Genomic DNA, 25,034 nt, shown 5'->3' on the forward strand with positions numbered 1-25,034 from the left:
CACAGCGCCACCGTAGACCCGAAGAACTTCGACGAGAACAGCTTCGTCAACTATACCGGCGACGTCTGCATCATCCCGCCGAACAGCTTCGCCCTGGCGCGCACCGTTGAATACTTCCGCATCCCCAGAAGTGTACTCACTATCTGCCTGGGCAAAAGCACCTATGCACGCTGCGGCATCATCGTGAACGTCACCCCGCTGGAGCCGGAGTGGGAAGGTCAGGTAACCCTGGAATTCTCCAACACCACCAATCTGCCAGCGAAAATCTACGCCAACGAAGGCGTTGCCCAGATGCTGTTCTTCGAATCCGATGAAATCTGTGAAACCAGCTACAAAGACCGCGGCGGCAAGTACCTTGGCCAGACCGGCGTGACCCTGCCCAGGACATGAACGCCAACCAGTTTCTCAAAGCCGTCTCACAGCTGCAGGGCTGGCGCGAATGCGCCTTCCTGCTTGCCCTGGCCGAACGTTCCTTTCCCAACTACGCCCTGTTCGCCGACGCCGTTGGCCTGAAAACCGGCGGCAAGATGCGCCAGTTGCTCGATCTGGCCTGGGACATGCTCCAGAAAGACGTGGCCGATGCCGCAATTCCGCAGCTGCTCAGTAAACTCGAAACCCTGTGCCCCAATGTCGATGAGTACGATGCCTACGGTGTCTACCCAGCCTTCGATTTCTGCCAGTTGCTTGAGCAGGCGCTGCTGAACCGCCTGAATCCGAACAAGCATCGCGCCACCGAAGCTTCCCAGTTGGCGACCCGCACCGTCATGGATTTTGTTGAAATGTCCGAAGGTGAGGGAATGGATGAAAACGAACTGGTGCGCGTGTTTGAACACCACCCCCTGCTCAAGGACGACAAACTGTTTCAGCGTGACACCGTCATGGCGCTGAAAAAGCAGCGAACACCCAAAGAAGCCTTCCTGGCTGAACTCCGAGCCGGTGCCGCCAACGACGGTGTCAGCAATCTGGGAATCTCCCTGGAAGGCTGACATAAGGCAACCAAGCTACACTGCCTGTAACCTCCCTCAGTACTTTATTGAACGGAATGAATCATGAAACTCTCTGCTTTCGGTCGTAAATTCACCGCTGATGCCGGCATTACTTCCCTGATGGACGATCTCGGGAATGCCATGGCCTCCGGTGAAGACATGATCATGATGGGCGGTGGTAACCCCGGCCACATTCCGGAGATCCAGCAGAGAGTTCAGAGCATTCTGGCGGAGATGGCCTCCAGTGAGGCGGACGTACGTCGGCTGGTGGGTATTTACGATCCCCCTCAGGGGGAAAAGCAGTTTATTGCCTCCCTGGCCCAGTTGCTGAATCAGGAATACGGCTGGGGCCTGAAGCCCGAAAACATTGCGCTGACCAACGGCAGTCAGGCTGCCTTCTTCATGCTTTTCAACATGTTTGGTGGTGACTACGGTGATGGACATCGCAAGCATATCCTGTTGCCGCTGGCGCCTGAATACATTGGCTACGCCGATGCCGGCATTGAGCAAGGGCTGTTCCACGCGGTACAGCCGGACATCTCCTTCACCGATGCCCATGAATTCAAATATCGGGTGGATTTTGACGCCGTGGAGGTGACCGGAGAAACCGGCGCTATCTGTGTATCCCGGCCCACAAACCCCACGGGAAACGTCATCACCGATGAGGAGTTGGCCCGGCTGGAAGAACTGGCCCGGCAAAACGATATTCCGCTGATTGTCGACGGAGCCTATGGAACGCCATTTCCGAGCCTGCTGTTTGTCGACGCGCAGCCGAGCTGGAACGAGCAGGTTATCCTGTGTCTGAGCCTGTCAAAGCTGGGCTTGCCGGCGGCGCGAACCGGGATTGTTATTGCCGAAGAGTCCATTATCAAGGCATTGTCGGGTATCAACGCCATCATGAACCTGGCCACCGGAAGCTTTGGTGCGATGCTGGCAGAACCGCTGGTGCGCTCCGGAGAGATTCTGTCCCTGAGCCGGGATGTGGTTTGCCCGTTCTATAAAGCAAAAATGGAGCGGGCGGTATCGGTGTTCCGGGACGCCATGGGCGAAGACAGTTGCCGCTGGTACATCCACAAGCCCGAAGGCGCCATGTTCCTGTGGCTCTGGTTCCCGGATTTGCCAGTCTCCAGTCTGGAGCTTTATCAGCGTCTCAAGGCTCGGGGTGTGCTGGTGGTCTCCGGGCATTATTTCTTCCCGGGTCTGCCGGAGGATGGCTGGAAGCATCGGCACGAATGCCTGCGCGTGACCTACTCCCAGGACGACGACCGGGTTGCCGAGGGCCTCCGGATCATCGCCGATGAGGTCAAGGCCGTCTGGCGTGAGGCCGGGCGCGATCTCTAGCGCTCGAACTCCGCTTCCTTGAGTTTCAGTTCGTAGGTGCTGCCGTCCGGCTCCACCTGTTTGAGGCGGACGAGCAGAAAGTTCTGCTCCGGCGAAAACCACATCAGGGTCTGGCGCTTCGAGTCCTCTCGAACCTTTTCCGCCTTGAGGGTTGCTCTTTGTTCACTGCCGGTGCTCATTTTTTCGCCATTGATCACGGCGAAGCGGTCAGTATCGATGGAATTGCCGTCGAGCACTCGATAGGTCATCTCCCGCTTGCCGTTCTTGATGTCCTGATGCAGCTGAAGCTGGTAACCCAGCGGATCCAGCAAGCCTTCCTCCAGTTCCAGTTCAAACGGCTTACCTTTGTGTTCACCGGTTGCGATGCCTTCGGACCAGTCGAAGTCGATGGAGTTCTTGCGGTCGCTGACCAGAAATCCGGACAGGCGATACCGGTATCTCATGGGAATGACCCGGCCGTCTTCCCAGCGAAATATCAGCGATTCGTCGATGCTGACAATAAAGGAATCCACATCGGTCCGGTACAGCCAGACGTCGTTGCCCTGGGAGGTGAGTGTGCGTTTTGCGGTGCCATTAAGGGAGAGCCCTTTCTCCATGGCCGCAGTGTAGCTGGCCTCGAAAGGTGTCAGCCCGGCTTCGGTCTGTGCGTGAAGGCTGACCGGCCCGGTCAGAATACCAAGGAGGGTCAGTACGGCTGCGAAGCCTGCTCTGGTGAGTCGTCGTGAAAGCATCTTGTCAATCCCGAACCATTACCGTCATCAATGGCGACAGTGTAGCTGCTCGGGCCGGGTGCGGGGATGACAATTCGTTCAGGCTGTGGCTCAGTTGTCCGGCAGGCGCATCGGAGCGTTTAATGGCTCGCCGTCGAACAGCACGTAATCACTTCCAAGTTGAATCCGGCCTTCGCAGAACCAGCGCACAACAATGGGATAAAGGATGTGTTCCCTGGCCTGGACCTTTTCCGCAAGACTCTCTGGCGTGTCATCAGGAGCAATCGACACCTCTGCCTGGGCAATCACTGGGCCGCCATCCAGCTCTTCGGTAACGAAGTGGATAGAAACGCCGTGAACCGTATCGCCCGCCTCCAATGCCCGGCGGTGCGTATTAAGCCCCGTGTATTTGGGCAACAGTGAAGGGTGAATGTTCAGCATCTTGCCCCGGAAAGCCCGAACGAAATCGGTGGTAAGAATCCGCATGAAGCCTGCAAGCACAATGACGTCCGGGTTGTAGCGCAGGATTTCCGCCATCAGGGAGGCGTCAAACTCTTCCCGGGATTCGAAGTTCTTGTGGTTTACTACAAAGGTTTCGATATTGGCCTGGGCAGCGCGCTCAAGGGCAAAGGCACCGGGCTGATTGCAGCCGACGGCAACAATCTGCCCGGGGAAATCCCGCTCGCGGCTGGCATCAATCAAAGCCTGGAGGTTGGTGCCACTGCCGGAGGCGAGCACCAGGATTTTTGGCAACGGGGTCTGGTCTGCCTTCATGCCGATAGCAGTCCCGGTGCGTAGCGGACGCGGGCATCTGCCTCTTCGCTATCTGCACGTTCGATCAGACCTACCTGCCAGGCGTGTTCGCCCAGGGCTTTCAGAGTATCCAGGGCCAGTTCCTTCTGGTTGGCTGGCACACAGACAATCATGCCGATACCGCAGTTGAAGGTGCGGTACATTTCTTCGCTGGCGACGCCACCGTTGTTCTTGAGCCACTGGAATACCGGCGGCAGCGACCAGCTGTCGGTATCAATGGCAGCAATGGTGCCGTTGGGCAGCACCCTGGGAATATTTTCTGGCAGGCCGCCACCAGTGATGTGGGAAAGTGCCCGGACGTCCACCTCACGAATCAGCTGTAGAAGGTTCTTTACATAGATCCGGGTCGGTGCCATCAAGGCGTTGGCCAGGGTGGTGTCTCCCATTGGCTGCTCGAGGTCGGCGTTGCTGACTTCCAGAATTTTCCGGATCAGCGAGTAGCCGTTGGAGTGGGGGCCGGAAGAGCCCAGGGCAATCAGAACATCGCCGGCCTGAACCCGGCCGCCATCGATAATTTCGCTGCGTTCTGCAACGCCCACGCAGAAACCGGCCAGATCGTAGTCGTCGCCTTCGTACATGCCCGGCATTTCGGCGGTCTCACCGCCTACCAGCGCGCAACCGGCCTGTTCGCAGCCTTCGCCGATCCCGGCGACAACCTGTGCAGCCACATCTACGTTGAGCTTGCCAGTGGCATAGTAGTCGAGGAAGAAAAGTGGTTCGGCGCCGCCAACCACCAGATCGTTGACGCACATGGCGACCAGATCAATGCCGATGCTGTCGTGCTTGTCCAGTTGCATGGCCAATCTGAGTTTGGTGCCCACTCCGTCAGTACCGGAAACCAGAACCGGCTCGTTGTATCCGGCGGGAATCGAAACCATGGCTCCGAAGCCGCCGAGACCACCAAGAACCTCCGGGCGGCGGGTGCGCGCTGCGGTGTCCTTGATTCGGCTGACGAGTTCATTGCCGGCATCGATATCGACGCCAGCATCGCGGTAGGTCAGGGAGGGCTTCTGTTCGCTCATGGTGTACTTAACCGTTGGCCAGTGGGTCAGGCGGCGGATTTTAACAGGTGCGGTGTGGCGCTCCAAATGTATATTGCTTTTCCGAAATCCGGGGCTGCTACTCACGCCTTGGGGCATGGTGTATCCTATGCGCCATTCATGCGAATTGCAGGGTGTTTCATGTCAGTATCAGGACGAAAGCCGGCACACAGGTCTGTATCCGGGGCGTGGTTCTTTGCGCTGTTTACTTTTCTGCTGGTCGGGTTTTCCGCCCAGGCAGCGGCGGTGACCGTTTCCGGTCTCTACTCGGCCAAAGTACCGGTTGAAGGATCTTCGCCGGCTCAGCTGGCCCAGGGATATGCCGATGGCCTGAGCCAAGTGCTTGTCAGGGTGTCCGGTACCCGCGACGTGCTGGCGATGGAGGGCGTGGAGACATTGTTGTCCGATGCCGAGTCCTTGCTGCTGTCCTATCAGGTTGCGCGGGATGAATCCGGACAGAGTGTTCTGAGCATGTCGTTCGGAGCGGTTGGGGTGAATCGCGCATTGGCCTCAATTGATGCACCGGTATGGGGTGCCAACAGACCGCTCACGCTGGCCTGGATTGCTGCCGAAGATCGGGGGTCGCGAACACTCGTGACCCGGCCTGACGAAGGCGGCGGGCAAGAAGGCGCTGGCACCTGGAGGGCTGCGTTTGACGAGGCCGCCAGGAAGCGGGGCTTGCCGGTGGCGCTGCCGCCGTCGGATTTCGCCGCCGAGCGGGAGTTACTGTCGGATATCTGGGGGCAGTTTATTGGCCGGGTGAAGTCCGCCTCTGAGGATCTGGATCACGATGTCCTGGCGTTGGTCAGGGTCAGTCGCGCCGGCGGCCAATGGCGAGCTGGCTGGGTCTTCGATGGTATGGCCATGAATGCTGGCGAAGAGTCAGTCACCGCACAGACTCCGGAAGCATTGGCAGAGGCCATGATTAATCGCTGGGCCGAGCTGTACGCCAGCCGATATGCGGTTGCTGCTTCGGAAGTAGGGGATTCGCCGCAGGTGGATATTGTTCTGCGCGGCGTAACCTCTCTGGAAGACTACGCCAGGGCCAATAAGGTGCTTGAGGGCCTGACACCGGTTGTCAGTGTCGGTGCTCACCGGGTGCGCAATGAACAACTCACCCTGCGTGTGGCTTTTTCCGGTGAGCTGGACCAGCTTCGCGAGTATATTGCCCTGGATCCGCGCTTTGTTCCGATGGAGGCAGACGTTCCTGCAGAGCCATCCAATACCCCCCCGATAACAACGGACCCTGAGGCCTCTTCTGCGGCGGATGCCGCAAACGCGCCCGAAACTGAGGAAGCGCAACCAGCAGGGTCGGAGCAGCAAACCTCCGAGGAAGAGCCCGAACAGACATCCCTGTTCACCTATCAGCCGGTTCCCGTTGACGAGGAGGAGGCCAGGGAAGCGTTCGAATCCCTGTACCAGGTTCTGTATTATCGTTGGCAACCGTCTTCTGTCATCGGGAGCGATGGCGGCGAATAAGGTGTAACCGGAGGGAGTCTTTTGAATTTGCACCGCTGGCGCTGGATTCCCAATGCCCTGACGTTCTTGCGTATTCTTTTGATCGCTCCCTTTGCCGGAGCGCTCCTTGCCGGAGACTATCGCCGGGCGCTGCTGATTTTCTTCCTGGCGGCGGGCACTGATGCGGTTGACGGGTTCCTGGCCCGGCATTTCAACTGGCGTTCCAGGCTCGGCGCCATCGCGGATCCGCTGGCCGACAAGGCATTGCTGATCACAGCCTACCTGATGCTTACGCTTACTGCCGTTCTGCCCGTCTGGCTGTTTCTGCTGGTTCTGGGGCGGGATCTACTGATTGTTGTCGGCGCACTGGCTTATCATTACACCGTTGGCCGATACGATATGGAGCCGAGCATCCCGGGCAAGATTAATACATTTATCCAGATTCTCGTCGCCCTGGCCATTATCGTGCTTCTGGCGGATTTGCCGATGCAGCCCTGGGTTGTCGATGCCGGCATTCTCCTGGTGGCTGTATCAACCGTGTTCAGCGGGGCGCACTATCTGTTCGTATGGGGGTTAAGGGCCTGGAGGGCTACCCGCTCATGAGCGCGTCCCAGTTGGTGCTCGGGGTCAAGCTGCGTGATGATGCCCGATTCGACAACTTCCACGGCGACCGGAACACGACCGCAGCCCAGCGTCTTGAATCCGTCTGTCATCAACCCGATGACGTTCCGGTGGTTGTGCTGTGTGGTGACGCCGATACTGGCAAAAGCCACCTTCTGCAGGCGGTGTGCCACCTGAGTGAAAAACAGGGCAGGGCTGCGGTCTGTATCAGCATTGCAGAGCTTGAGCCTTTTGGCCCCGATGCTTTGTCGGGGCTTGAGACCCATGACATCGTCTGTCTGGACGATGTTGACCGCATCGCGGGCCAGCGGATGTGGGAAGAGGCCATTTTTCATCTTTATAACCGGATACACGATCGGGGCGGCCTTTTGCTGGTAAGTTTGGCGGATCTCCCAGCCAGTCTGCCATTTGAGTTACCGGATCTGGTTTCCAGATTAAGTCATGGGCTGGTCATTCAGTTGGGTATTTACCGGGATGAAGATCGTCTCAAGATTCTGAGGGCCCGGGCAGAGAAGCGGGGGCTGGTAATGGCGGATGACGTAGCGAGCTATATTATGCGCCGGGCGCCGCGAAGGCTCGGTGAATTGCTGGGGATTCTGGATATACTGGATGAAAATTCACTTCAGGCCCAGAGAAGGCTCACCATCCCGTTCGTGAAAACCGTGATGGGTTGGTGAGTTGGACGGAATTCATCGCTGGGCAGAAAACGATAACGGGTTCTTCAAGGGAGAGACAAAATGAGACGGGTGGTATTCAACCAGAAAGGCGGTGTCGGCAAGTCCAGTATCACATGCAATCTCGCAGCTATCAGCGCCGCTCGCGGAAAACGGACCCTTGTCGTGGATCTTGATCCCCAGGGAAACTCTACCCACTACCTGCTGGGCAAGCCCGCCAGCGAACTCAAGGACACCGTTGCCGATCTGCTTGAACAGACGGTTGCCTTCACCGTGTTCAATCGCCGGCCGGACGAATTCGTCCACGCCTCACCGTTCAAGAACCTGTTTGTGATGCCCTCCAGCCCGGAGCTGGACTTCCTGGAGCGCAAGCTGGAAGCGAAGCACAAGATCTACAAGCTGAGAGAGGCCCTGAAAAAACTCGGCGAATCCTTCGATGCAATCTACATCGATACAGCACCCGCGCTGAATTTCTACACCCGCTCCGCGCTGATTGCCGCCCAGCGATGCCTGATTCCATTCGATTGTGATGATTTTTCACGTCAGGCCCTCTACAACATCCTGAACGAGATTCGTGATCTTCAGGAGGATCACAACGAAGACCTTGTGGTGGAGGGAATTGTTGCCAACCAGTTCCAGCCCCGCGCCAGCCTGCCGAAGCAACTGGTAAGGGAGCTTACCGAAGAAGGCTTGCCGGTGTTGCCGGTGCGTCTCTCAAGTTCCGTAAAAATGAAAGAGTCTCATCAGAGCCGGCAGCCCCTGATTCATATGGCGCCCAAGCACCCGCTGACACGCCAGTACGAGGACCTGTTCCGGGTCCTGCATGGTGAAACCGTGGAGCTTGAGCTGCTCACTGACTGAAGCGAGATTGATATGACCGAATCCGGTAACCCGATCGGGCAGGTTGCGGACTGCCTTCTGAACATTGAGATGGAGTTGCGGCAGCTGGGGCTCTGGGAGTCCGAGCCGCCACCGGACGAGGCTTTCCAGAGTGCTCAGCCATTCTGTATCGATACCCTGGAGTTCACCCAGTGGCTCCAATTTGTCTTTGTTGAGCGGATGAAGGTGATCATCGAAAACGATCACCCGTTGCCGTCGGCGTCCGGCATAGCGCCTATGGCCGAGGAGCACTTTCGGGGGCGCCCGGAGTCCGGCGGCAGGCTGGTCCGGGAACTCGAGGTGATCGACCGCCTGCTCAGTGGGGGGTGATCAGTCCAGTCTCATTGATAGATCCACGGCCTTCACATCTTTGGTCAGCGCGCCAATCGAAATGAAGTCCACGCCCGTTTCGGCGATCGGCACCAGGGTGTCGGCGTTGATTCCTCCGGATGCTTCAAGCTTTGCCCTGCCTCCGGTGGTGGCAACGGCGGTGCGCATGTCTTCAAGCGAGAATTCATCCAGCATGATGATGTCTGCGCCGGCATTCAGGGCCTGCGCCAGTTCATCGAGATTCTCGGTTTCTACCTCAACCGGTTTGCCGGGGGCAATGTTATGGGCGGCTTCGATGGCTTCGGCAATGGAGCCACAGGCGGCAATGTGATTTTCCTTGATCAGGAAGGCATCCCACAGCCCGATGCGGTGATTGAAACAGCCGCCGCAGGTTACAGCGTATTTCTGGGCCAGGCGCAGGCCAGGCAGGGTCTTTCGGGTGTCCAGTAATCTCACCCTGGTGTGAGCAACCCGGGCAGCGTAGCCGCTGCAGGCGGTCGCAACGCCAGACAGGGTCTGGAGCCAGTTCAGGGCGGCACGTTCGGCGCTCAGCAGGCTTCTGGCAGGGCCCTCCATAGTGAACAGCACCTGATCCGGTGAGACGGTTTCACCATCGGATACCTGCCAGGTGAGTTCAACGGACGGGTCCACCTGCCTAAAAACCTCGTCGACCCACTCCCTTCCTGCAATCGTTGCGGTTTCCCGGGTAATCACGCGGCCTTTCGCCTGCTTGCCGGCGGGTATCAGTCTGGCCGTAATGTCACCATCACCAACGTCCTCCCGCAGGCTTTGGGCAACATTTTCAATTCTGGCCTGGCGGAGGAGTTCAGGAGGGATCATAGGGCAAAAGGTCCGGTGTAATGGGTTGTCAGCGTTTCAGGCTGCAATTCTAAAGCGCCTCTGGTGAATCGCCAAACTGTCGGGTCCAGACTGCTAAACTGTGATGCAGGTCAGGTCTACACAAAAGGTGACAAATTCTGACACAACCTGACGTGGGCAGCTCGTATAGTGTGGAGTGGAGAATCAAAACAGGCATTTTTGCAACACGAGGCGGAGCAGCGAAATGGTGCACGATAACAAGGTTGTCAGCTTTTCAGGCCAGAAGCCGCCCGCCCGGTTTTCATTGCCTGCAGCTCTTGTGCGCCTGCGTGACGCATCGGGTCAGTCCCTGAAGTCCGTTCTTGCCAATTTTTTCGACCGTGCCGATGACGCCCTGTTCGAACTTGCAGACAGAGCCGGCACGAACCTCGACCAGACCGCCTACTTTGATGCCATGCGCGAACTAAGGTTGCGTCGCAAGGCCATGGTGGTCTCTATCCTCCAGTATGTCAGCCAGGCGTTCAACGAAATTGGCAAGTTCCAGCCCCAGCAGGCGGCCCGGTCCCTTGATGAGGTTGACGAGGATTCGCTGAGCCTCGTAGACCATTCCCAGCTTGAGCAGCAGGTGGCTGTGGACAACCTGATCAATAAACTTCGGAACCGTTACACCGAACAGATCCGTCTGCTGACAGCGCGTGTGGGACATTTGGTGCCGGGTATCGAGCTGAAGGACGCACAGATGCCGTTGAGCCCGGAAATCATCTGTGGCGGCGTTGCCGAAGCCTGTGCCGACCTCGACATTGATATCCGGGCCAAGCTGGTGGTTCTGAAGCTGTTTGATCGGCTGCTTGCCGATACGCTTGGTGATTTTTACAAGCAGGCGAACCGCACCCTCATTAACGAAGGCGTCATGCCTGATATGAAGCGTCCTCCCGCCGGCAAGGCGGCTTTGCGCTCCGGTCAGCGCACGCCTCAGGAGAGCCCGGCATCGACGGCCGCCAGTGATCAAACCAGTTCCACCGTTGAGAGCCAGGGTATGTCTCAATCACAGGCCACGTTCTCCGAGCTGAGTGCGCTGCTGCATCGTGGCGATTCCGCCCCTGCTGGCGGAGGTGTCCCCGCTGGCGAAAGTTACATCGACACGGATCGACTGATGGCGCGCCTTACCGAAGCCCAGTCCAACAGCCGGCAGTGGGGCGAGGGCGCCGTTGTACCGCTGAACGAGCAGCTTCAACCCCTCCTGCGCTCCGGTGACGGGAAAAGCCTTCACGTGGGGCAGGTGGACAGCGATGTGATCAATCTGGTCTCCATGCTGTTCGACTTCATCCTGGAGGATCGCCAGTTGCACCCGGTGATGAAGGCCTTGATCGGTCGTCTGCAGATTCCGGTGCTGAAGGTGGCATTGACCGACAAGAACTTCTTCAATCGGGGCGGTCACCCGGTCCGCAAGCTGCTTAACGAGCTGGCGCTGGCAGCCATTGGCTGGACCGAGAAAAAGTCCGGCCAGAGGGATCCGCTTCGTGACAAGATCGAATCGGTGGTGGACCGGGTGTTGGGCGAGTTCACCACGAACGTCAGTCTGTTCGAGGAGTTGCTCAAAGATTTTAGTCACTTCATGGATCTCGATCGCAGGCGTCGTGAGCTCGTAGAGCAGCGTCTACGGGATGCAGAGGAGGGGCGGGCCCGCCAGGAGCGGGCGTCCCAGGCGGCGGAAGGGTTGTTGCAGGAGCTGACAGAGCAGCGAGACATTCCTGAGCCGGTTGCCGGCCTTCTCAGTGAAGCCTGGACCAAGTATTTGCAGTGGGTGGTCCTACGGGAAGGCGAAGAGAGCGATCGCTGGCAGGACGCCCGGAACCTGACCGAGCAGTTGGTGTGGAGTGTGGATCCTCGTCCGGTCAATGAGTCCACCCGGGGAGAACTGCTGCGGGCTATTCCTGCCATTGTGGATGACCTACGCAAGGCGTTGCATGAGATTTCCTGGGATCCCTTTGCCACAGATGCGGCCATTCGTGATCTGGAACTGGCTCATGTAGATGTGTTCCAGCGGCTGGTCACTGCGCCGTCCCGTCCGGAATCGCCGGCAGAACCGAAGGATTTGCCGGCACACGAGCCGGTTTCGGAACAGCCGGTGGACGCTCCTGTGGTTGTGCCGGTGCCCGAAGCCGAAGCCAAGGCAATGCCTTCGCCTGCAGAGCAAAAAGAACCTGAACCTGTCGGCAAAGGGACTCACGCTCAGCCGGTTGCGGATGCCGGGGCAGAGGTTTCTGTGTCGCCAGAATGGCTCCAGAAAGCAGAAAGCCTCCGGGTGGGTTCCTGGATTGAGCTGACCCGCGATGAAACCAAAGTACGCTGTAAACTTGCTGCCTTTATCAAGGCTACCGGCAAGTACATCTTCGTTAACCGCAGCGGTGCCAAGGTGGCCGAGTATATGCGCCAGGAACTGGCTGCAGATATGGAAGCGGGAAAAATCAGCATGCTGGATGATGGCCTGATCTTCGACCGGGCACTGGAGTCGATCATCGATAACCTTCGCAGCAGCCGCAAGGACTGATTCATAGCAACCGTGGCAACTTTGTGATTCAATCAGAGAGTGTAATCCTCTGAAACATTTGGAATTACTTTGCCCGATACAGACGTTTTTTCTGAACGCCTTCCTGATTCCGGTACCGATGGACAATCACTTCGCGAAACTGGACGGATCCCCTTTGCCCGCTGGTGTCCCTCGCCGAACTTCGGGCCACGTCCGGAGGGTGCAGCGATCTCTCTTCTTGTCGTCCACAACATCAGCCTGCCTCCGGGCCAGTTCGGCGGTCCGGAAATAGAAGACTTCTTCTGCAACCGCCTTGACCACTCGGCACACCCCTATTTCCAGACCATCGAAGGCGTTCAGGTGTCGGCCCACCTGTTGATACGCCGGGATGGAGCCCTTGTCCAGTTTGTCAGCCTGCTTGATCGAGCCTGGCATGCGGGTCGCTCGTGTTTCGAGGGGCAGGAGGAGTGCAATGACTTCTCCATCGGGATCGAACTGGAAGGGACTGACGACATTCCATACACCACTGAACAGTACCGTAGGCTGGCGGAAGTGACGGAGATGATCATGGCGGCCTGGCCGGTTATCACCAACGGTCGTATCACGGGGCACTGTGACATCGCCCCCGGCAGGAAGAGCGATCCGGGGCCCGCTTTCGATTGGCCTTATTTTCGGGCGGTTCTGCAGGCACTCCGAGGATCCGGGAGGAACGTCTGAATGGTGTTTATTGTATTCCTCCTGGCCTACATGGTGCGCAGGCGCCTGGATTCTCTGGATCTGCTATCCGGTGATGAGGTCTGGCGTCGGTGGTTCAGAAAGGGAAGCCGCGTCAGGGCAGGGCATGAGTCGGGCATTGCAATGGGGCTGGCGCTTGTTTTACTTCCTGCCGTTCTCCTGGGACTGGCAGAGTATCTGCTATGGTCATCGGGGTGGCGGCTGGCGGCTTACCCGCTCGAATTCCTGGTTCTGGTGGTCCTGATGGGCACACCGGGCTGGCGACAGGCACTCCGGGCCTATGCGGAGGCATGGCAGCGGGGAGACATGCAGTCGGCCTGGCATCATGTTAAAGACCTTCTTCCGGCGGATGAACGGGGTGCTGCGGCGTCCCCCGAGGCCATGCACCTTTCGCTGTCCAAAGCACTGATGGTCTCGGTTTTCCAGCGTTTTTTCCTGGTGGCTTTCTGGTACGTGGTCGGCGGCATCGGCCTTGCCGTTCTTGCTCGCGGTGTGGTTGCCCTCGCTGATCAATGGCCCCAGGCGGCGGCCAGGCCGCGGTTTGCGAAAATGTCGGACCTTGCCGGATGGATCCCTGCCAGGCTTCTTGCCCTGACGTTTGGAATTGCCGGTGATCTTGCCGGCTGGCTGCGGGAAACCCGTCAGACCCTGACCGGCGTTACAAAAAAAGCCGGGGAGGTGCTTATGATTTCGGCCAACGGGTCGTTAACCGGGTATGCACTGGATCCAGCACGCTTTTCCCGGATTCACCCGGATGAGTGGACCGCGTTCGGGGGGCGAAGCCTGAGAGCAGTAAGGGATCTGTTGAACAGAAGTATGCTGGTATGGATATGCACACTTGCTCTGCTGGTCATTTCCGGGGTTGTTTGAGCCGGATTTTATAAAACATTACATTTTAACAACAAATAATGCTTAAGTTTCTAAGACTTTAGGCGACAATATAAAAAAAGAACTTCCGTTCAGTTGTTATTTGCCAGCAAGAGGGCCACTGTGAAGCAACTCATTAATCCTGCTATTGCACTGATGAACCGGCTGCCGATGGTCTACAAGTTCAGTCTCATCAGTATTCTGTTCCTGTTGCCGATCGGTGGATTGTCCTGGCTCGCCATTTCCGAACTGAACCGCTCGGTTCAGACCATGACCCGGGGTGTCGAAGGGCTTGAGCAGCTTCAGCAAGTAGACCGGCTTGTGGATGCTGCCATGGATTATCGTGATTATCGCTCGCCGGCGATCATCAAGGATGAGAGTGCTATTAAGGCGGTTTCGGAAGAGGCGGCCAACGAGGTTGATAACACCCTGGCAGCTCTTGTTGCAGAAGAGCGTTCATTTGATACCTCTGGCTCCTGGGCTGAACAGGTCGCGACGCTGCGCCAGGAGTGGGAGGCGCTGCGGGCTGATGATAACTATCAGGGCAGCTTCGATCCGCAGTTCAAGTATTACCAGGAGTTTGTCCAGAAAGCTCAGGCCTTGCTTTCGGCCACCATTGAAATCTCGGGCCTGGGCCAGGGGGCGTCCCGGGAAAACCAGCTGATTCTCGGTCTGGTCCGCGATTCACTTCCAGCGGCGCGCACTGTGATTGGGCGTGCAAAATCCTACGGCATCTTTGCCCTGGTTGAGGGGCAGGTAGGCTATGCCCTGAGCGAAACCCTGAACGAAATCTATGACCAACTGACCAACCGCAGTTCATTGCTCTCACCGGCATTGGCTCTGGCCTCTGAGGCATCACCGGTTTTGGCTGAGCGTGCGGGCAATGCCATTCAGCGGGTTGACGAGAGCCTGATGGTGGTCCGGGACCAGCTGGATCTGAACGTCATAACGCCCATGCGTCTGGAGATGCCCTGGACCGAATACGACGATCTGATATCCGGACAGCTGGCTCACTACGACGAGGTCAAGACGGCAGCTTTCAGCGTGGTCGAAGGCAACCTGCGGGCGCGGCTGGAGAGTGAGATCAACCAGCGTCGTCTGATTGTTATTGCCCTGATCGCTGTCCTTCTGGTGGTTGTCTATCTCTACATCGGCTTCTTCATGTCCGTGCGAACCGCCATCAACCGGTTCAGCCAGGCGGCGCGCAGCGTCGCTGCCGGTGACATGACTACCCACATCAATTTGCGCAATCGCGACGAACTGGGCGAGCTAACCACCGAATTCAATAACATGACCGACCGGATTGCCGAGCTAATCCGTTCCGTCAGCCGGACTACGGCGGATGTGGATCAGCAGGCAACCCGGGTCAACGATACCGCCGCAGCCAACAGCGAAGCCGTCGCACGCCAGATGGAGGAGAGCGGCCAGATCAACGAAGCCATGAACCAGATGGTCGAGGCGGTTCACGAAGTCACAGAAAGCGCTCACAGGGTTGCAGACAGCGCCAGTAACGCCGAACAGGACACGGAAACCGGGCGCGGCGTCGTCGCCGACACGGTTGAAACCATCAACAGGCTGGCTAGTGAGATTTCCGGTGCGGTGGAAGTGATCAACCGGGTCAGCAAGGATAGTGACAACATCAGTCAGGTGCTGGTCGAGATCAAGGCGATTGCCGAGCAGACCAATCTGCTGGCCCTGAATGCCGCTATTGAGGCAGCTCGAGCTGGCGAACAGGGGCGCGGGTTTGCGGTGGTTGCCGATGAGGTCCGCTCGCTCTCGCAGCGCACCCACAAATCCACCGAAGAGATCGAGGGCATGATTTCCCGGCTCCAGAGCGGTGTAAAGGACGCCGTGTCGGCCATGACCAACAGCCGGGATGTTACCGAGACAACGGTGCAGAAGTCTGGTGAGGTAACGGAGGCGCTGGACCGGATCGCCAAGGGCATCTCGGTGATCGTGGATATGAGTCACCAGATTGCCCAGGCTGCCGAAGAGCAGTCTGCCGTTGCGAAGAACGTGAATTCAAGCGTCGAACAGATTGGCGAGCTGGGTCAGAGGACCGCCGCCAACGCCGAAGAAACACTCGGATCTTCCAGAGAAATGTCGCAACTGACCGCGTCGCTTCAGCGTCTGGTGGAGGCCTTCAAGGTCTGATTGGCACCGGTTTTGATCATCGGAGACGAAAAATCCGGCCCTCAGAGGCCGGATTTCTTTTGTTCCCAGAGAATTTCTTCGCCATCCTCGCGTCGGGCCAGCACGCGCGCAATAACAAACAACAGATCAGAGAGCCGGTTCAAATAGTGCCGTGAGGCGGTGTTGATGGAGTCTTCGTGGCCAAGGGCAACGACAACCCGCTCTGCACGGCGGCATACTGCCCGGGCTAGGTGGCACTGGGCGGCACCGGGACTACCGCCAGGCAGTACAAAATTCTTCAGCGGGGGCAGGCCTTCATTGTGCCGATCCAGGGTGCCTTCCAGCCATTCGATATGTTCGTCGCCAATGACCCGGCTGCCGGGAATGGCAAACTCGCCCCCAAGGTCAAACAGGTGGTGCTGGATACGCCGAAGGCTTTCCACCAGTTCGTCATCGCTGTCCAGGGTTTCAATCAAAAGCCCGATATGACAATTCAGCTCATCGGCGGTGCCCATGGCTTCAACCCGCTGGGCATTCTTGGCAATGCGATTGCCGTCAGCCAGACCCGTGGAGCCATCATCTCCGGTACGGGTGTAAATCTTGGAAAGGCGGTTGCCCATCAGTCTGCTCCTGTTAATGTGACGACAGTTGTTTTACCCGTTCGGTCAGCATTTGGTTCACTGGCGTGTCGATCCCGAGTTCTTTTCCGAGTTTTGTCAGATATCCGTTGATAAAGTCTATCTCGGTTGGGCGATTCCGGAGAACATCGGCACGCATGGACGAGGTGTTGCCAGCGGTTTTCCGGGCGACCTGTTCGATGCGCTGGCGCAGGGATTCCGGCGTTTCCCTGAGCTGGACAGCGGCGCTCATCAGCTCCGACAGTTCCCGGCAAAGTTCGTCGATGGTGTTCTGATACAGCTGTGCAGACAGGATTTCGCCATTGGCGCAGTTCAGGAGGGCCGTGTAGGGATTGATGCCGGCATTGATGATCAGTTTCTGCCAGAGGCGCTGGAGGATGGCCGGCTCCGAATGGATCGCCAGGCCTGAGTCCGCCAGAATGGCGACCGCGCCGTTGACGCAGAGCCCGGCTGACTCCGTTAGCGGGCCAACCCAGGTATCGCCAGTGCCGGCGTGGACGAGCAGCCCGGGCGCCGGTCGATTGGCGCCCTCGGTGGTACTGGCAGCCAGGATAGGGCGCTCTGGCCATCGTGCTGCCACGGCTTGCTGGCTGCCCAGTCCGTTCTGGAAAAGCAGGATGGGGATATCAACGGGGAATTGGTCGATCACGCCTGCCAGGGCATTCAGGGTGTCACCGGCCTTGGTTGTCACCAGGATCAGCTCTGGCTCGTCACCGGCTTTGAGAAACGGAACCCGCACGGCGGATTCCGGCCCCTCAAAAGATCGGAAGCGGTAACTGAGATCGGTGTCGGTCGGCTCGCCAGGCCTTGTAATGAAGGCAACGCTACCAACCGGTAGCACCGCGCCCCACAGCCTGCCCAGAGAGCCTGCACCGAGAATACCGATCATGCCGGTTACATGGCCTCGATATCGGCCCTTTGCTGGCTCAGGCGAGCCTGGCTGCTCTGGGCGTCCCGGAGTTTTTCCTGTTCCTTCTCGACCACTTCGGCCGGGGCCTTGGCGGTGAACTTCTCGTTCCCCAGCTTGCCTTCGAGGCGGCCAATCTCTTTCTGCAGACGCTCCAGCTCCTTGTCCAGGCGCTTGAGTTCCGCGTCCTTGTCGATCAGGCCGGCCATGGGGACCAGGACTTCCATTTCTCCCACCAGCTGGGTGGCGGACATCGGAGCTTTGTCACCGTCGAACCAGTCCAGGCTCTCCAGCTTGGCCAGGGAGCTCAGGAACTGGCGGTTGTCATTCATGCGACGCTGATCGTCGGCGTCTTTGCCGCGCAGCAATACCGGAATCTTCTTCGCCGGGGAAATGTTCATTTCGCCCCGGATGTTCCGCACGGCCACGATTACGCCTTTCAGCCATTCGATATCGGCGGTTACCGCGGCGTCCTGCTTGGTGGCATCCGGCTGCGGGTAGGCCTGCAGCATGATGCTGTCGCCGGTCTTGCCGGCCAGGGGCGCAATGCGCTGCCAGATTTCCTCGGTGATGAAGGGCATCATCGGGTGCGCCAGTCGCAGGACGGCTTCCAGTACGCGTACCAGGGTTCGACGGGTGCCCCGTTTGGCCTCGGCACTGGCGCTTTCATCATTGAGAACCGGCTTCGAGAGCTCCAGATACCAGTCGCAGTATTCGTTCCAGATGAACTCGTAAAGCGCGTAGGCGGCCAGGTCGAAGCGGTACTGGTCCAGGTAACGGATTACATCCTGTTCGCAGTTTTGCAGCTCGCTGATGATCCAGCGGTCGGCCAGGGATAGCTCCACCGGCTCGTCATTCACACCACAGTCTTCGCCTTCGGTGTTCATCAGCACGTAGCGGGCGGCGTTCCAGAGCTTGTTGCAGAAGTTACGGTAGCCTTCCAGGCGCTTCATATCCCAGTTGATGTCGCGACCGGTGGTGGCCATGGCCGCCAGGGTGAAGCGCAGGGCGTCGGTGCCGTGGGCCGTAATACCCTCCGGGAATTCCTTTTTGGTGCGCTTGCCGATCTTTTCCGCCAGCTTGGGCTGCATCAGGTTGCCGGTGCGCTTCTCCAACAGGTCATCCAGGCTGATGCCGTCGATCATGTCCAGGGGGTCGATGACGTTGCCCTTGGACTTGGACATCTTGTCGCCGTGCTCGTCGCGGATCAGGCCGGTGACGTACACGGTGTGGAAGGGCACCTGGGGTGTGCCGTCTTCATTTTTCATGAAGTGCATGGTCATCATGATCATCCGGGCCACCCAGAAGAAAATGATGTCGAAGCCGGTGACCAGCACGTCGGTGGGGTGGAAAGTCTTCAGCCGTTCGGTGATTTCCGGCCAGCCCAGGGTGCCGAAGGTCCACAGGGCGGAGCTGAACCAGGTATCAAGAACGTCTTCATCCTGCTCCAGGGCAACGTCTGCGGACAGATTATGCTTCTGGCGCACTTCTTCCTCGCTGCGACCCACGTAGATGTTGCCGTCGGCGTCGTACCAGGCCGGAATGCGGTGGCCCCACCAGAGCTGGCGGGAAATACACCAATCCTGGATATCGCGCATCCAGGCAAAGTACATGTTTTCGTACTGCTTGGGCACGAACTGGATTCGGCCGTCTTCCACGGCTTCAATAGCCGGTTTGGCCAGGGTCTTGGCATCAGCAAACCACTGGTCGGTGAGCATGGGCTCGATGATCAGGCCGGAGCGGTCGCCCCGGGGAACGCTGAGTACGTGGTCTTCGATGTTCTCGACCAGTCCTTCGGCTTCCATGTCAGCAACGATCTGCTTGCGTGCGTCCTCGCGGGTCAGACCGGCGTAGGCGCCCGGCATGGTGCCGTCGAGCTCGGTGTTTTCAGTACCGTCGGCGTTGAACACTTCGGCAACGTCCCGGATGTTGGCATCCTGGGTCATGACGTTGACCATCGGCAGGTTGTTGCGCTTGCCGACGGCGTAGTCGTTGAAATCATGGGCCGGGGTGATCTTCACGCAGCCGGAGCCTTTCTCCGGGTCGGCGTGGTGGTCGGCAACGATGGGGATCCGGCGATTCACCAGGGGCAGCATCACGTGCTTGCCAATCAGATGCTGGTAACGCTCGTCGTCCGGGTGCACGGCCACGGCGGTGTCGCCGAGCATGGTTTCCGGACGGGTGGTGGCCACCACCAGGTAATCTTTGCCGTCTTTGGTCTGCACGCCGTCAGCCAGCGGGTAGCGCAGATGCCAGAAAAAGCCTTTCTCTTCCTTGTTTTCCACTTCCAGGTCGGAAATGGCGGTATGCAGTTTCGGGTCCCAGTTAACCAGGCGCTTGCCGCGGTACACCAGGCCTTCGTCGTACAGGCGGATAAACACTTCCTGTACGGCCTTGTAGAAGCCGTCGTCCATGGTGAAGCGTTCGTTGTCCCAGTCCACGGAGTTGCCAAGACGGCGGATCTGGCGGGTGATGGTGCCGCCCGAGTGCTCTTTCCAGTCCCAGATACGCTTGATGAACTCTTCCCGGCCGAGGTCGTGGCGGGTTTTGTCTTCTTCGGCTGCCAGTTTGCGCTCAACCACCATTTGGGTGGCGATGCCGGCGTGGTCGGTACCGACGGTCCACAGTGCGTTACGGCCCTGCATGCGCTTGAAGCGGGTGAGGGTGTCCATGATGGTGTGCTGGAACGCATGGCCCATGTGCAGGCTGCCGGTGACGTTGGGCGGCGGGATGGCGATGCTGTAGGACTGGCCTTCACCGCTGGGGCGGAAGTACCCTTTGGATTCCCAGTTTTCGTACCACTGGCGCTCGATATTTTCTGGCTGGTAGGTTTTTTCCATGGGGTTCTGCAGTGACCGTTGGTTGATTCACAAGGGAAAATTGAGACGCTCGATTATACATGGTCGCCCTGTTTGCGGCGAACCCTCGAGGTGGCTTCTTGATTCAGGACTGAGGAGTTAGTGCAGGTGAGTTCGGGGAATGCTTTCCAAAACACGCTACGAGCACATCCATGTGCGCTTGTTTCGGGCCGTCCTTGGCCCTCAACAGTTTTGGAAAGCATTCCCCAAACTCACTTTTCTATCTATGTGCAATTCGCTTGCAGGGCAGCAAAGCACGTAGGTCGGGTTAGCGAAGCGTAACCCGACACGGGCTATCCCCGCTTCCTGAGGTCATGCACCCGCGGTTCAATCCCCAATGCCCGCAACTGCTTGAAATGCGACCGAGCCTGATTGAGAACATTCGGGTCGTTATGGGCAACCAGGGCCAGCCGTTTAAATCGGTCCGCATCCGCCGGCAGCGTTGCCGAAAGAATGATCACGGTATCCCAGTCTTCGGCGACCGGCGGGCATAGCAGGATGCCGACAGGATCGGTGCAGGTGGTGGCGGAATCGGGGACAACGCTATGAGGGATAAACGCGTCCGGGCTGAAGTTCCAGAGCAGGTCGTCCAGTTCTTCTGCATGTTGCATGGTATCGCAGACGACGCACACGCGGTCGCCCTGCTGCCAGGCTTTGTCCACGAGCTTGGTGGCGTGGAGGTTGCGGGCTGCGGGGGTGTTCTGGGCGAGGATGTGGAACCAGTAGCGTTGGTTCTGGTCCTCCTGGCCGGAGGAGCCGGCAGCGAGGCTGCCGGGTTCCGGAGAGGGCGCCGGGTTATTTTCCGGCATGGGACATCAGGTAATCGACCAGCAGTGGGACCGGACGGCCTGAGGAGCCTTTGGCTTTGCCGGAATGCCAGGCGGTGCCGGCGATGTCCAGGTGAGCCCAGCGGTAGTCCTTGGCGAACCGGGACAGGAAGCAGGCCGCGGTAATGGTACCGGCGGGACGGCCGCCGATGTTGGCCATGTCGGCGAAGTTGCTGTCGAGCTGGCTCTGGTATTCGTCCCAGAGCGGCAGGCGCCAGGCTCGGTCACCGGCACGTTCGCCGGCGGCCAGCAGTTCGTTGGCCAGATCGTCGTTGTTGGCGAGCAGGCCGGTGGCGTGGTTGCCAAGGGCAATGATGCAGGCACCGGTCAGTGTCGCCAGGTCGATCACGGCGGCCGGGTCGAATTTCTTGACGTAGGTGAGGGCGTCGCACAGTACCAGGCGGCCCTCGGCGTCGGTGTTGAGGATTTCGACCGTCATGCCGGACAAGGTGGTAACGATGTCGCCCGGGCGGGACGCGCCGCCGTCCGGCATGTTCTCCGCCGCGGCGATGACGGCCACCACGTTGATCTTGGGTTGAGTCTCGGCGAGCACTTTCATGGCGCCGAAGACGCTGGCGGAGCCGCCCATGTCGTACTTCATTTCGTCCATGCCTTCGCCGGGCTTGAGGCTGATGCCGCCGGTGTCGAAGGTGATGCCTTTACCCACGAGCACATGGGGTTTGTCCTTGGCTTTGCCGCCGCGGTATTCCATGACAATCAGGCGTGGGGGCTGGGTACTGCCTTTGCCGACGGCCAGGATGGTGTTCATGCCCATCTTTTCCATCTGCTTCTCATCAAGCACTTCGGTCTTGATGCAGTCGTAGTCCTTGGCCAGTTTCTTGGCCTGCTGAGCCAGCCACTCCGGATGGCAGATGTTTGGCGGGGTGTTTCCGAGATCACGGGTCAGGTTCATGCCACGCCCGGTGGCCAGTCCGAGATTGAAGGCGTCCTTGAGGGCCTTTCCAGCACTGGAGGCATGAACAACGACTTTGTTGAGCTTTCGTGCTGCGGGCTTTTCGCTCTTGTAGTCGCTGAAAGTATAAAGCTGATCTTCAAGAGTCCGGCCGATCAGGCTGAGAAGGGCTGTTTCTGAACTCACAGCTTCTTCGCCGGTTACAGGGGTGTCTGCAAGGGCGATGACGACACTTTTCGACGGCCCGTCCTTGAGCGCGGCCATCATCGCGATCAGCGCTTTGCGGTAGTTGGCCGGGCTGCGATCGGTATCCTTGCCGGTGCCAACCACGAGCAGGCGGCTCCATGGCTGGTCAGTCAGGGGAACTGTCACGGTAGTGGCGTTTTTACCGGTGAGGTCGCCGGCTTTGTGGAGTGTCTTGATCAGCCCGCCGAGTGCCTCATCGGCCTGGTTTGTCGAATCTGGCCAGGTGCCCTTTTCAGGCAAGCCGATTACTAGGCAGTCTGCTTTGCTACTGGCGATGGCTTTACTGCTCAGGCTGAAATTCATGGCAACTCCTGTTGATTTTTCACGAGGCTCCCGCCTGCGGCGGGAATCGTTCTTGATTGTGATCTAGTCTAGCATTGGGGCTTGCCGGGAAATTATCAAGCGATTGGCGTGGCTTCCGCGCCGGCCCGTGCCTTCACGTTGGTGTAATACGGCTACTCTGTCATTCAGCACCAAGGTTACATAGAATACGCGCAGTTCCCAGCGACCTCCACGTTTCAACGGATACGGCCAGAGAGACCGATTTGAGCATCATCTTCCGTTACCTCATACGCCAGATCATGATCAGCATGCTTGCCGTCTCCGGCATCCTGCTGCTGGTGTTCATGAGTGGCCGTTTCCTCAAATACCTCGACAGCGCCGCCCAGGGCAGCATCTCCGCCGGTGTCCTGTTCGAGATCATGGCTTATCGTTTTCCAGGATTTCTGGAGCTGATACTGCCCCTGGGTCTGTTTATCGGAATTCTGCTTGCCTACGGCCGGATGTATCTTGAAAGCGAGATGACGGTACTGTTTGCCTGTGGCGTCAGCGACAAGGCTTTGTTGGGTAAAACCCTTCTGGGCAGTCTGCCGGTGATGATTATCGTCGGTGCGATGAGTCTTTACGTGTCGCCCTGGGGGATGAATCAGGTTGAAGAAATCTTCAACGAGCAGCGCAAGGCCACTGAGTTCGAGATGTTGGCGCCGGGGCGTTTCCAGGATTTCTCTTCGGGCGGGCGTGTGACTTACACGGAAGGTCTGAGCGAAGACAAGCGCCGCCTGCAGGGCGTCTTTATCGCAGAATACGCTGACAACGGTCAGGGGCTGACCATTATCACGGCCGATTCCGGTTCCCAGTTGGTGGACCCTGAAACCGGAAGCCGTTTTTTGATTCTTGAAGAAGGTGGCCGCTTCGAGGGTGCTGCTGGTGAACTGGATTACACCACTACTGATTTCGAGGCCTACGGCCTGAAAATCGAGAGCGGTCAGGCCGGAACCCGGGAATTGGAGGAAGGGGCCAGTACCTGGAGCCTGATGCAATCAGACCGGCTGGAAGATCGTGCTTTACTGCACTGGCGTCTTTCACTGCCCCTGATTGTCCCGGTTGTGACCTTGCTGGCGGTTCGCCTGAGTCGGGTAAATCCCCGCCAGGGCAGGTTTTTTCATCTGCTTCCGGCCATGCTGGTATACATCACCTATCTGGGCCTGCTGATTGTTGCCCGTGACTGGCTGGCGGAGGGCAAGGTTCCCGAGTGGGTCGGCATGCTCTGGGTTCATGCCCTGTTTATCGGTTTTGGTCTGTGGCTGCAGTTTGGCCCAGACTGGCTGCATCGCAGGCGCCTGATGCGGGAGGGGGCTGCCCATGCGCAGGATTGACGGCTATGTAATGCGGACCGTCGGCGGCGCCATGTTCCTCGTTATGGTTGTGGTGCTTTCGCTTGACCTGATCTTCGCCTTCATCGCCGAGCTGGAGGATACCCGGAACAATTACCAGACGCTGGAAGCGCTCTGGTACGTCTTTCTGACCCTGCCTCGCCGTATCTATGACTATCTGCCGCTGGGCGCGTTCATGGGTTGTCTGGTGGGGCTGGGTTCCATGGCCAGTTCATCGGAGCTGACGGTGATCCGGGCTGCCGGTGTTTCACTTAAACGTATTGTCTGGTCGGCCATGAAGCCGGCCCTGGTGGTGGTCATCCTCGGTGTGTTGATTGGCGAGTACGTGGCTCCGCCGGCGGAGCGGGTGGCGCAGAGCGACAAAGCCGTTGCGCTCGGTGCGGGTACCAATGTGGCGTCGGCATCCGGGGTCTGGCACAAGGAAGGGAACGTCTATATTCATCTGAATGCGGTGCAGCCCAACGGGGTGCTTCACGGTGTTTCCCGCTTCCAGTTTGACGACGACAGACAATTGCTGGCGGCGAGCTTTGCGGAACGGGCTATCTATCAGGGCGATTACTGGCTTCTGGAGAAGGTTCGAACCACCGAGTTCGAAGACGACAGAACCACCCGCTCCGAGAACCAGTCCTTGAGATGGGAAACGGGCCTGTCACCGAGCGTTTTGAGTGTTCTGATTGTAAAGCCGGAAAATCTGTCCATGACGGGCTTGTTCACCTACGCCCGCTATCTGGGCGAACAAAATCTCAATGCCTCGCGTTACTGGCTGGCGTTCTGGAAAAAGGCCCTGATGCCCCTGGGTACCGCTGTAATGGTGCTGGTGGCCATATCCTTTATTTTCGGGCCGTTGCGATCCGTCACCATGGGTTTCCGCGTTTTTACAGGGCTGTTGGTGGGGCTGCTCTTCAAATACATGCAGGATCTGCTGGGGCCCATGAGTCTTGTCTACGGATTTAACCCGATGCTGGCGGTGCTGGTGCCAATCGCAGTAAATGCCGTCGTAGGTGCTATCTTGATGCGCCGGGCCGGCTGACGGGCC

23 protein-coding genes are annotated in these 25,034 nt (G+C 58.5%); 14 read left to right on the forward strand and 9 right to left on the reverse strand.

Annotation, left to right across the window (positions count from 1 at the left end; genetic code table 11):
• The 3 genes from dcd to QZ534_RS16855 form a co-directional block, all read left to right on the forward strand.
• The coding region (gene dcd / locus QZ534_RS16845) for a dCTP deaminase (RefSeq protein ID WP_296936105.1) at positions 1 to 390 on the forward strand (390 nt) is incomplete at its 5' end.
• The gene (locus QZ534_RS16850; protein WP_011784458.1) at positions 387 to 986 is read left to right on the forward strand and encodes a YjaG family protein; all 600 of its coding nucleotides are present in this window, start codon (positions 387 to 389) and stop codon (positions 984 to 986) included. The genes dcd and QZ534_RS16850, both read left to right, overlap by 4 nt.
• 63 nt (positions 987 to 1,049) lie before the next feature.
• Entirely contained in the window at positions 1,050 to 2,327 is a 1,278-nt protein-coding gene (locus tag QZ534_RS16855) for a valine--pyruvate transaminase (RefSeq protein ID WP_296936111.1), read from the forward strand.
• Here QZ534_RS16855 and QZ534_RS16860 read toward each other — a convergent pair.
• The 3 genes from QZ534_RS16860 to purM form a co-directional block, all read right to left on the reverse strand.
• On the reverse strand, positions 2,324 to 3,058 hold the full coding sequence (locus tag QZ534_RS16860) for a DUF3108 domain-containing protein (protein WP_296936113.1): 735 nt from the start codon (positions 3,056 to 3,058) through the stop codon (positions 2,324 to 2,326). The two genes, QZ534_RS16855 and QZ534_RS16860, sit on opposite strands and share 4 nt — an antisense overlap.
• Positions 3,059 to 3,148: 90 nt before the next feature.
• Positions 3,149 to 3,811, reverse strand: coding sequence for a phosphoribosylglycinamide formyltransferase (gene purN / locus QZ534_RS16865; protein WP_296936114.1), 663 nt, complete (start codon positions 3,809 to 3,811; stop codon positions 3,149 to 3,151).
• Positions 3,808 to 4,872, reverse strand: coding sequence for a phosphoribosylformylglycinamidine cyclo-ligase (gene purM / locus QZ534_RS16870; RefSeq protein WP_296936115.1), 1,065 nt, complete (start codon positions 4,870 to 4,872; stop codon positions 3,808 to 3,810). The genes purN and purM overlap by 4 nt, the downstream gene beginning before the upstream one ends.
• Positions 4,873 to 5,031: 159 nt before the next feature.
• Between purM and QZ534_RS16875 the strand changes: the two genes are divergently transcribed.
• From QZ534_RS16875 to QZ534_RS16895, 5 genes are read left to right on the forward strand one after another with little or no spacing between them, the layout of a single operon-like run.
• The gene (locus QZ534_RS16875; protein ID WP_296936117.1) at positions 5,032 to 6,369 is read left to right on the forward strand and encodes a DUF2066 domain-containing protein; all 1,338 of its coding nucleotides are present in this window, start codon (positions 5,032 to 5,034) and stop codon (positions 6,367 to 6,369) included.
• 21 nt (positions 6,370 to 6,390) lie between these two features.
• On the forward strand, positions 6,391 to 6,951 hold the full coding sequence (locus QZ534_RS16880) for a CDP-alcohol phosphatidyltransferase family protein (protein WP_296936119.1): 561 nt from the start codon (positions 6,391 to 6,393) through the stop codon (positions 6,949 to 6,951).
• Complete coding sequence (hda, locus tag QZ534_RS16885; RefSeq protein WP_296936121.1) at positions 6,948 to 7,646, forward strand: DnaA regulatory inactivator Hda; 699 nt, start codon at positions 6,948 to 6,950, stop codon at positions 7,644 to 7,646. Before QZ534_RS16880 ends, hda begins: the two co-directional genes overlap by 4 nt.
• Positions 7,647 to 7,706: 60 nt before the next feature.
• Positions 7,707 to 8,504, forward strand: coding sequence for a ParA family protein (locus QZ534_RS16890; RefSeq protein WP_296936122.1), 798 nt, complete (start codon positions 7,707 to 7,709; stop codon positions 8,502 to 8,504).
• A gap of 12 nt (positions 8,505 to 8,516) precedes the next feature.
• A complete protein-coding gene (locus QZ534_RS16895) occupies positions 8,517 to 8,852 on the forward strand; it encodes a YqcC family protein (RefSeq protein WP_296936124.1) in 336 nt (111 codons plus the stop codon).
• Here QZ534_RS16895 and nadC read toward each other — a convergent pair whose 3' ends face one another.
• Positions 8,853 to 9,692, reverse strand: a complete 840-nt coding sequence (gene nadC, locus QZ534_RS16900) for a carboxylating nicotinate-nucleotide diphosphorylase (RefSeq protein ID WP_296936126.1) — start codon at positions 9,690 to 9,692, stop codon at positions 8,853 to 8,855. It abuts the gene before it with no gap.
• 223 nt (positions 9,693 to 9,915) lie between these two features.
• On the opposite strand from nadC, the gene QZ534_RS16905 reads away from it, so the two are divergent.
• The 4 genes from QZ534_RS16905 (at position 9,916) to QZ534_RS16920 (ending at position 15,957) form a co-directional block, all read left to right on the forward strand.
• On the forward strand, positions 9,916 to 12,222 hold the full coding sequence (locus tag QZ534_RS16905; RefSeq protein ID WP_296936129.1) for a DUF1631 domain-containing protein: 2,307 nt from the start codon (positions 9,916 to 9,918) through the stop codon (positions 12,220 to 12,222).
• Between the two features lie 69 nt (positions 12,223 to 12,291).
• The gene (gene ampD / locus QZ534_RS16910) at positions 12,292 to 12,918 is read left to right on the forward strand and encodes a 1,6-anhydro-N-acetylmuramyl-L-alanine amidase AmpD (protein ID WP_296936131.1); all 627 of its coding nucleotides are present in this window, start codon (positions 12,292 to 12,294) and stop codon (positions 12,916 to 12,918) included.
• A complete protein-coding gene (gene ampE, locus QZ534_RS16915; RefSeq protein WP_296936132.1) occupies positions 12,919 to 13,806 on the forward strand; it encodes a regulatory signaling modulator protein AmpE in 888 nt (295 codons plus the stop codon).
• A 120-nt stretch (positions 13,807 to 13,926) separates the two neighbouring features.
• The gene (locus QZ534_RS16920) at positions 13,927 to 15,957 is read left to right on the forward strand and encodes a methyl-accepting chemotaxis protein (protein ID WP_296936134.1); all 2,031 of its coding nucleotides are present in this window, start codon (positions 13,927 to 13,929) and stop codon (positions 15,955 to 15,957) included.
• A gap of 41 nt (positions 15,958 to 15,998) precedes the next feature.
• Here QZ534_RS16920 and QZ534_RS16925 read toward each other — a convergent pair whose 3' ends face one another.
• From QZ534_RS16925 to QZ534_RS16945, 5 genes are all read right to left on the reverse strand, one after another.
• A complete protein-coding gene (locus tag QZ534_RS16925) occupies positions 15,999 to 16,556 on the reverse strand; it encodes a cob(I)yrinic acid a,c-diamide adenosyltransferase (RefSeq protein ID WP_296936136.1) in 558 nt (185 codons plus the stop codon).
• A 13-nt stretch (positions 16,557 to 16,569) separates the two neighbouring features.
• Positions 16,570 to 17,463: a 2-dehydropantoate 2-reductase gene (locus tag QZ534_RS16930; protein ID WP_296936138.1), complete on the reverse strand. Its 894-nt coding sequence runs from the start codon at positions 17,461 to 17,463 to the stop codon at positions 16,570 to 16,572.
• Positions 17,464 to 17,468: 5 nt separating this feature from the next.
• Positions 17,469 to 20,321, reverse strand: coding sequence for a valine--tRNA ligase (locus QZ534_RS16935; protein ID WP_296936140.1), 2,853 nt, complete (start codon positions 20,319 to 20,321; stop codon positions 17,469 to 17,471).
• Positions 20,322 to 20,632: 311 nt separating this feature from the next.
• Positions 20,633 to 21,148 carry a DNA polymerase III subunit chi gene (locus QZ534_RS16940; RefSeq protein WP_296936142.1) on the reverse strand — a complete coding sequence of 172 codons (516 nt, stop codon included), beginning with the start codon at positions 21,146 to 21,148 and terminating at the stop codon, positions 20,633 to 20,635.
• Positions 21,135 to 22,628, reverse strand: a complete 1,494-nt coding sequence (locus QZ534_RS16945; protein ID WP_296936143.1) for a leucyl aminopeptidase — start codon at positions 22,626 to 22,628, stop codon at positions 21,135 to 21,137. The genes QZ534_RS16940 and QZ534_RS16945 overlap by 14 nt, the downstream gene beginning before the upstream one ends.
• A gap of 242 nt (positions 22,629 to 22,870) precedes the next feature.
• Between QZ534_RS16945 and lptF the strand changes: the two genes are divergently transcribed.
• Positions 22,871 to 23,980: an LPS export ABC transporter permease LptF gene (gene lptF / locus QZ534_RS16950; protein WP_296936145.1), complete on the forward strand. Its 1,110-nt coding sequence runs from the start codon at positions 22,871 to 22,873 to the stop codon at positions 23,978 to 23,980.
• Entirely contained in the window at positions 23,967 to 25,028 is a 1,062-nt protein-coding gene (gene lptG, locus QZ534_RS16955; RefSeq protein WP_296936146.1) for an LPS export ABC transporter permease LptG, read from the forward strand. Before lptF ends, lptG begins: the two co-directional genes overlap by 14 nt.
• Positions 25,029 to 25,034: the final 6 nt, after the last annotated feature.

The organism is uncultured Marinobacter sp. (assembly GCF_913055835.1).
Classification (GTDB): domain Bacteria; phylum Pseudomonadota; class Gammaproteobacteria; order Pseudomonadales; family Oleiphilaceae; genus Marinobacter.

What these genes read in the sequence shown, in the direction of transcription:
- QZ534_RS16850 (WP_011784458.1), top strand. Translation starts at nt 387, where the DNA reads ATGAACGCCAACCAGTTTCTCAAAGCCGTCTCACAGCTGCAGGGCTGG.
- QZ534_RS16855 (WP_296936111.1), top strand. Translation starts at nt 1,050, where the DNA reads ATGAAACTCTCTGCTTTCGGTCGTAAATTCACCGCTGATGCCGGCATT.
- QZ534_RS16860 (WP_296936113.1), bottom strand. Translation starts at nt 3,058, where the DNA reads ATGCTTTCACGACGACTCACCAGAGCAGGCTTCGCAGCCGTACTGACC.
- purN (WP_296936114.1), bottom strand. Translation starts at nt 3,811, where the DNA reads ATGAAGGCAGACCAGACCCCGTTGCCAAAAATCCTGGTGCTCGCCTCC.
- purM (WP_296936115.1), bottom strand. Translation starts at nt 4,872, where the DNA reads ATGAGCGAACAGAAGCCCTCCCTGACCTACCGCGATGCTGGCGTCGAT.
- QZ534_RS16875 (WP_296936117.1), top strand. Translation starts at nt 5,032, where the DNA reads ATGTCAGTATCAGGACGAAAGCCGGCACACAGGTCTGTATCCGGGGCG.
- hda (WP_296936121.1), top strand. Translation starts at nt 6,948, where the DNA reads ATGAGCGCGTCCCAGTTGGTGCTCGGGGTCAAGCTGCGTGATGATGCC.
- QZ534_RS16890 (WP_296936122.1), top strand. Translation starts at nt 7,707, where the DNA reads ATGAGACGGGTGGTATTCAACCAGAAAGGCGGTGTCGGCAAGTCCAGT.
- QZ534_RS16895 (WP_296936124.1), top strand. Translation starts at nt 8,517, where the DNA reads ATGACCGAATCCGGTAACCCGATCGGGCAGGTTGCGGACTGCCTTCTG.
- nadC (WP_296936126.1), bottom strand. Translation starts at nt 9,692, where the DNA reads ATGATCCCTCCTGAACTCCTCCGCCAGGCCAGAATTGAAAATGTTGCC.
- QZ534_RS16905 (WP_296936129.1), top strand. Translation starts at nt 9,916, where the DNA reads ATGGTGCACGATAACAAGGTTGTCAGCTTTTCAGGCCAGAAGCCGCCC.
- ampE (WP_296936132.1), top strand. Translation starts at nt 12,919, where the DNA reads ATGGTGTTTATTGTATTCCTCCTGGCCTACATGGTGCGCAGGCGCCTG.
- QZ534_RS16925 (WP_296936136.1), bottom strand. Translation starts at nt 16,556, where the DNA reads ATGGGCAACCGCCTTTCCAAGATTTACACCCGTACCGGAGATGATGGC.
- QZ534_RS16930 (WP_296936138.1), bottom strand. Translation starts at nt 17,463, where the DNA reads ATGATCGGTATTCTCGGTGCAGGCTCTCTGGGCAGGCTGTGGGGCGCG.
- QZ534_RS16935 (WP_296936140.1), bottom strand. Translation starts at nt 20,321, where the DNA reads ATGGAAAAAACCTACCAGCCAGAAAATATCGAGCGCCAGTGGTACGAA.
- QZ534_RS16940 (WP_296936142.1), bottom strand. Translation starts at nt 21,148, where the DNA reads ATGCCGGAAAATAACCCGGCGCCCTCTCCGGAACCCGGCAGCCTCGCT.
- QZ534_RS16945 (WP_296936143.1), bottom strand. Translation starts at nt 22,628, where the DNA reads ATGAATTTCAGCCTGAGCAGTAAAGCCATCGCCAGTAGCAAAGCAGAC.
- lptG (WP_296936146.1), top strand. Translation starts at nt 23,967, where the DNA reads ATGCGCAGGATTGACGGCTATGTAATGCGGACCGTCGGCGGCGCCATG.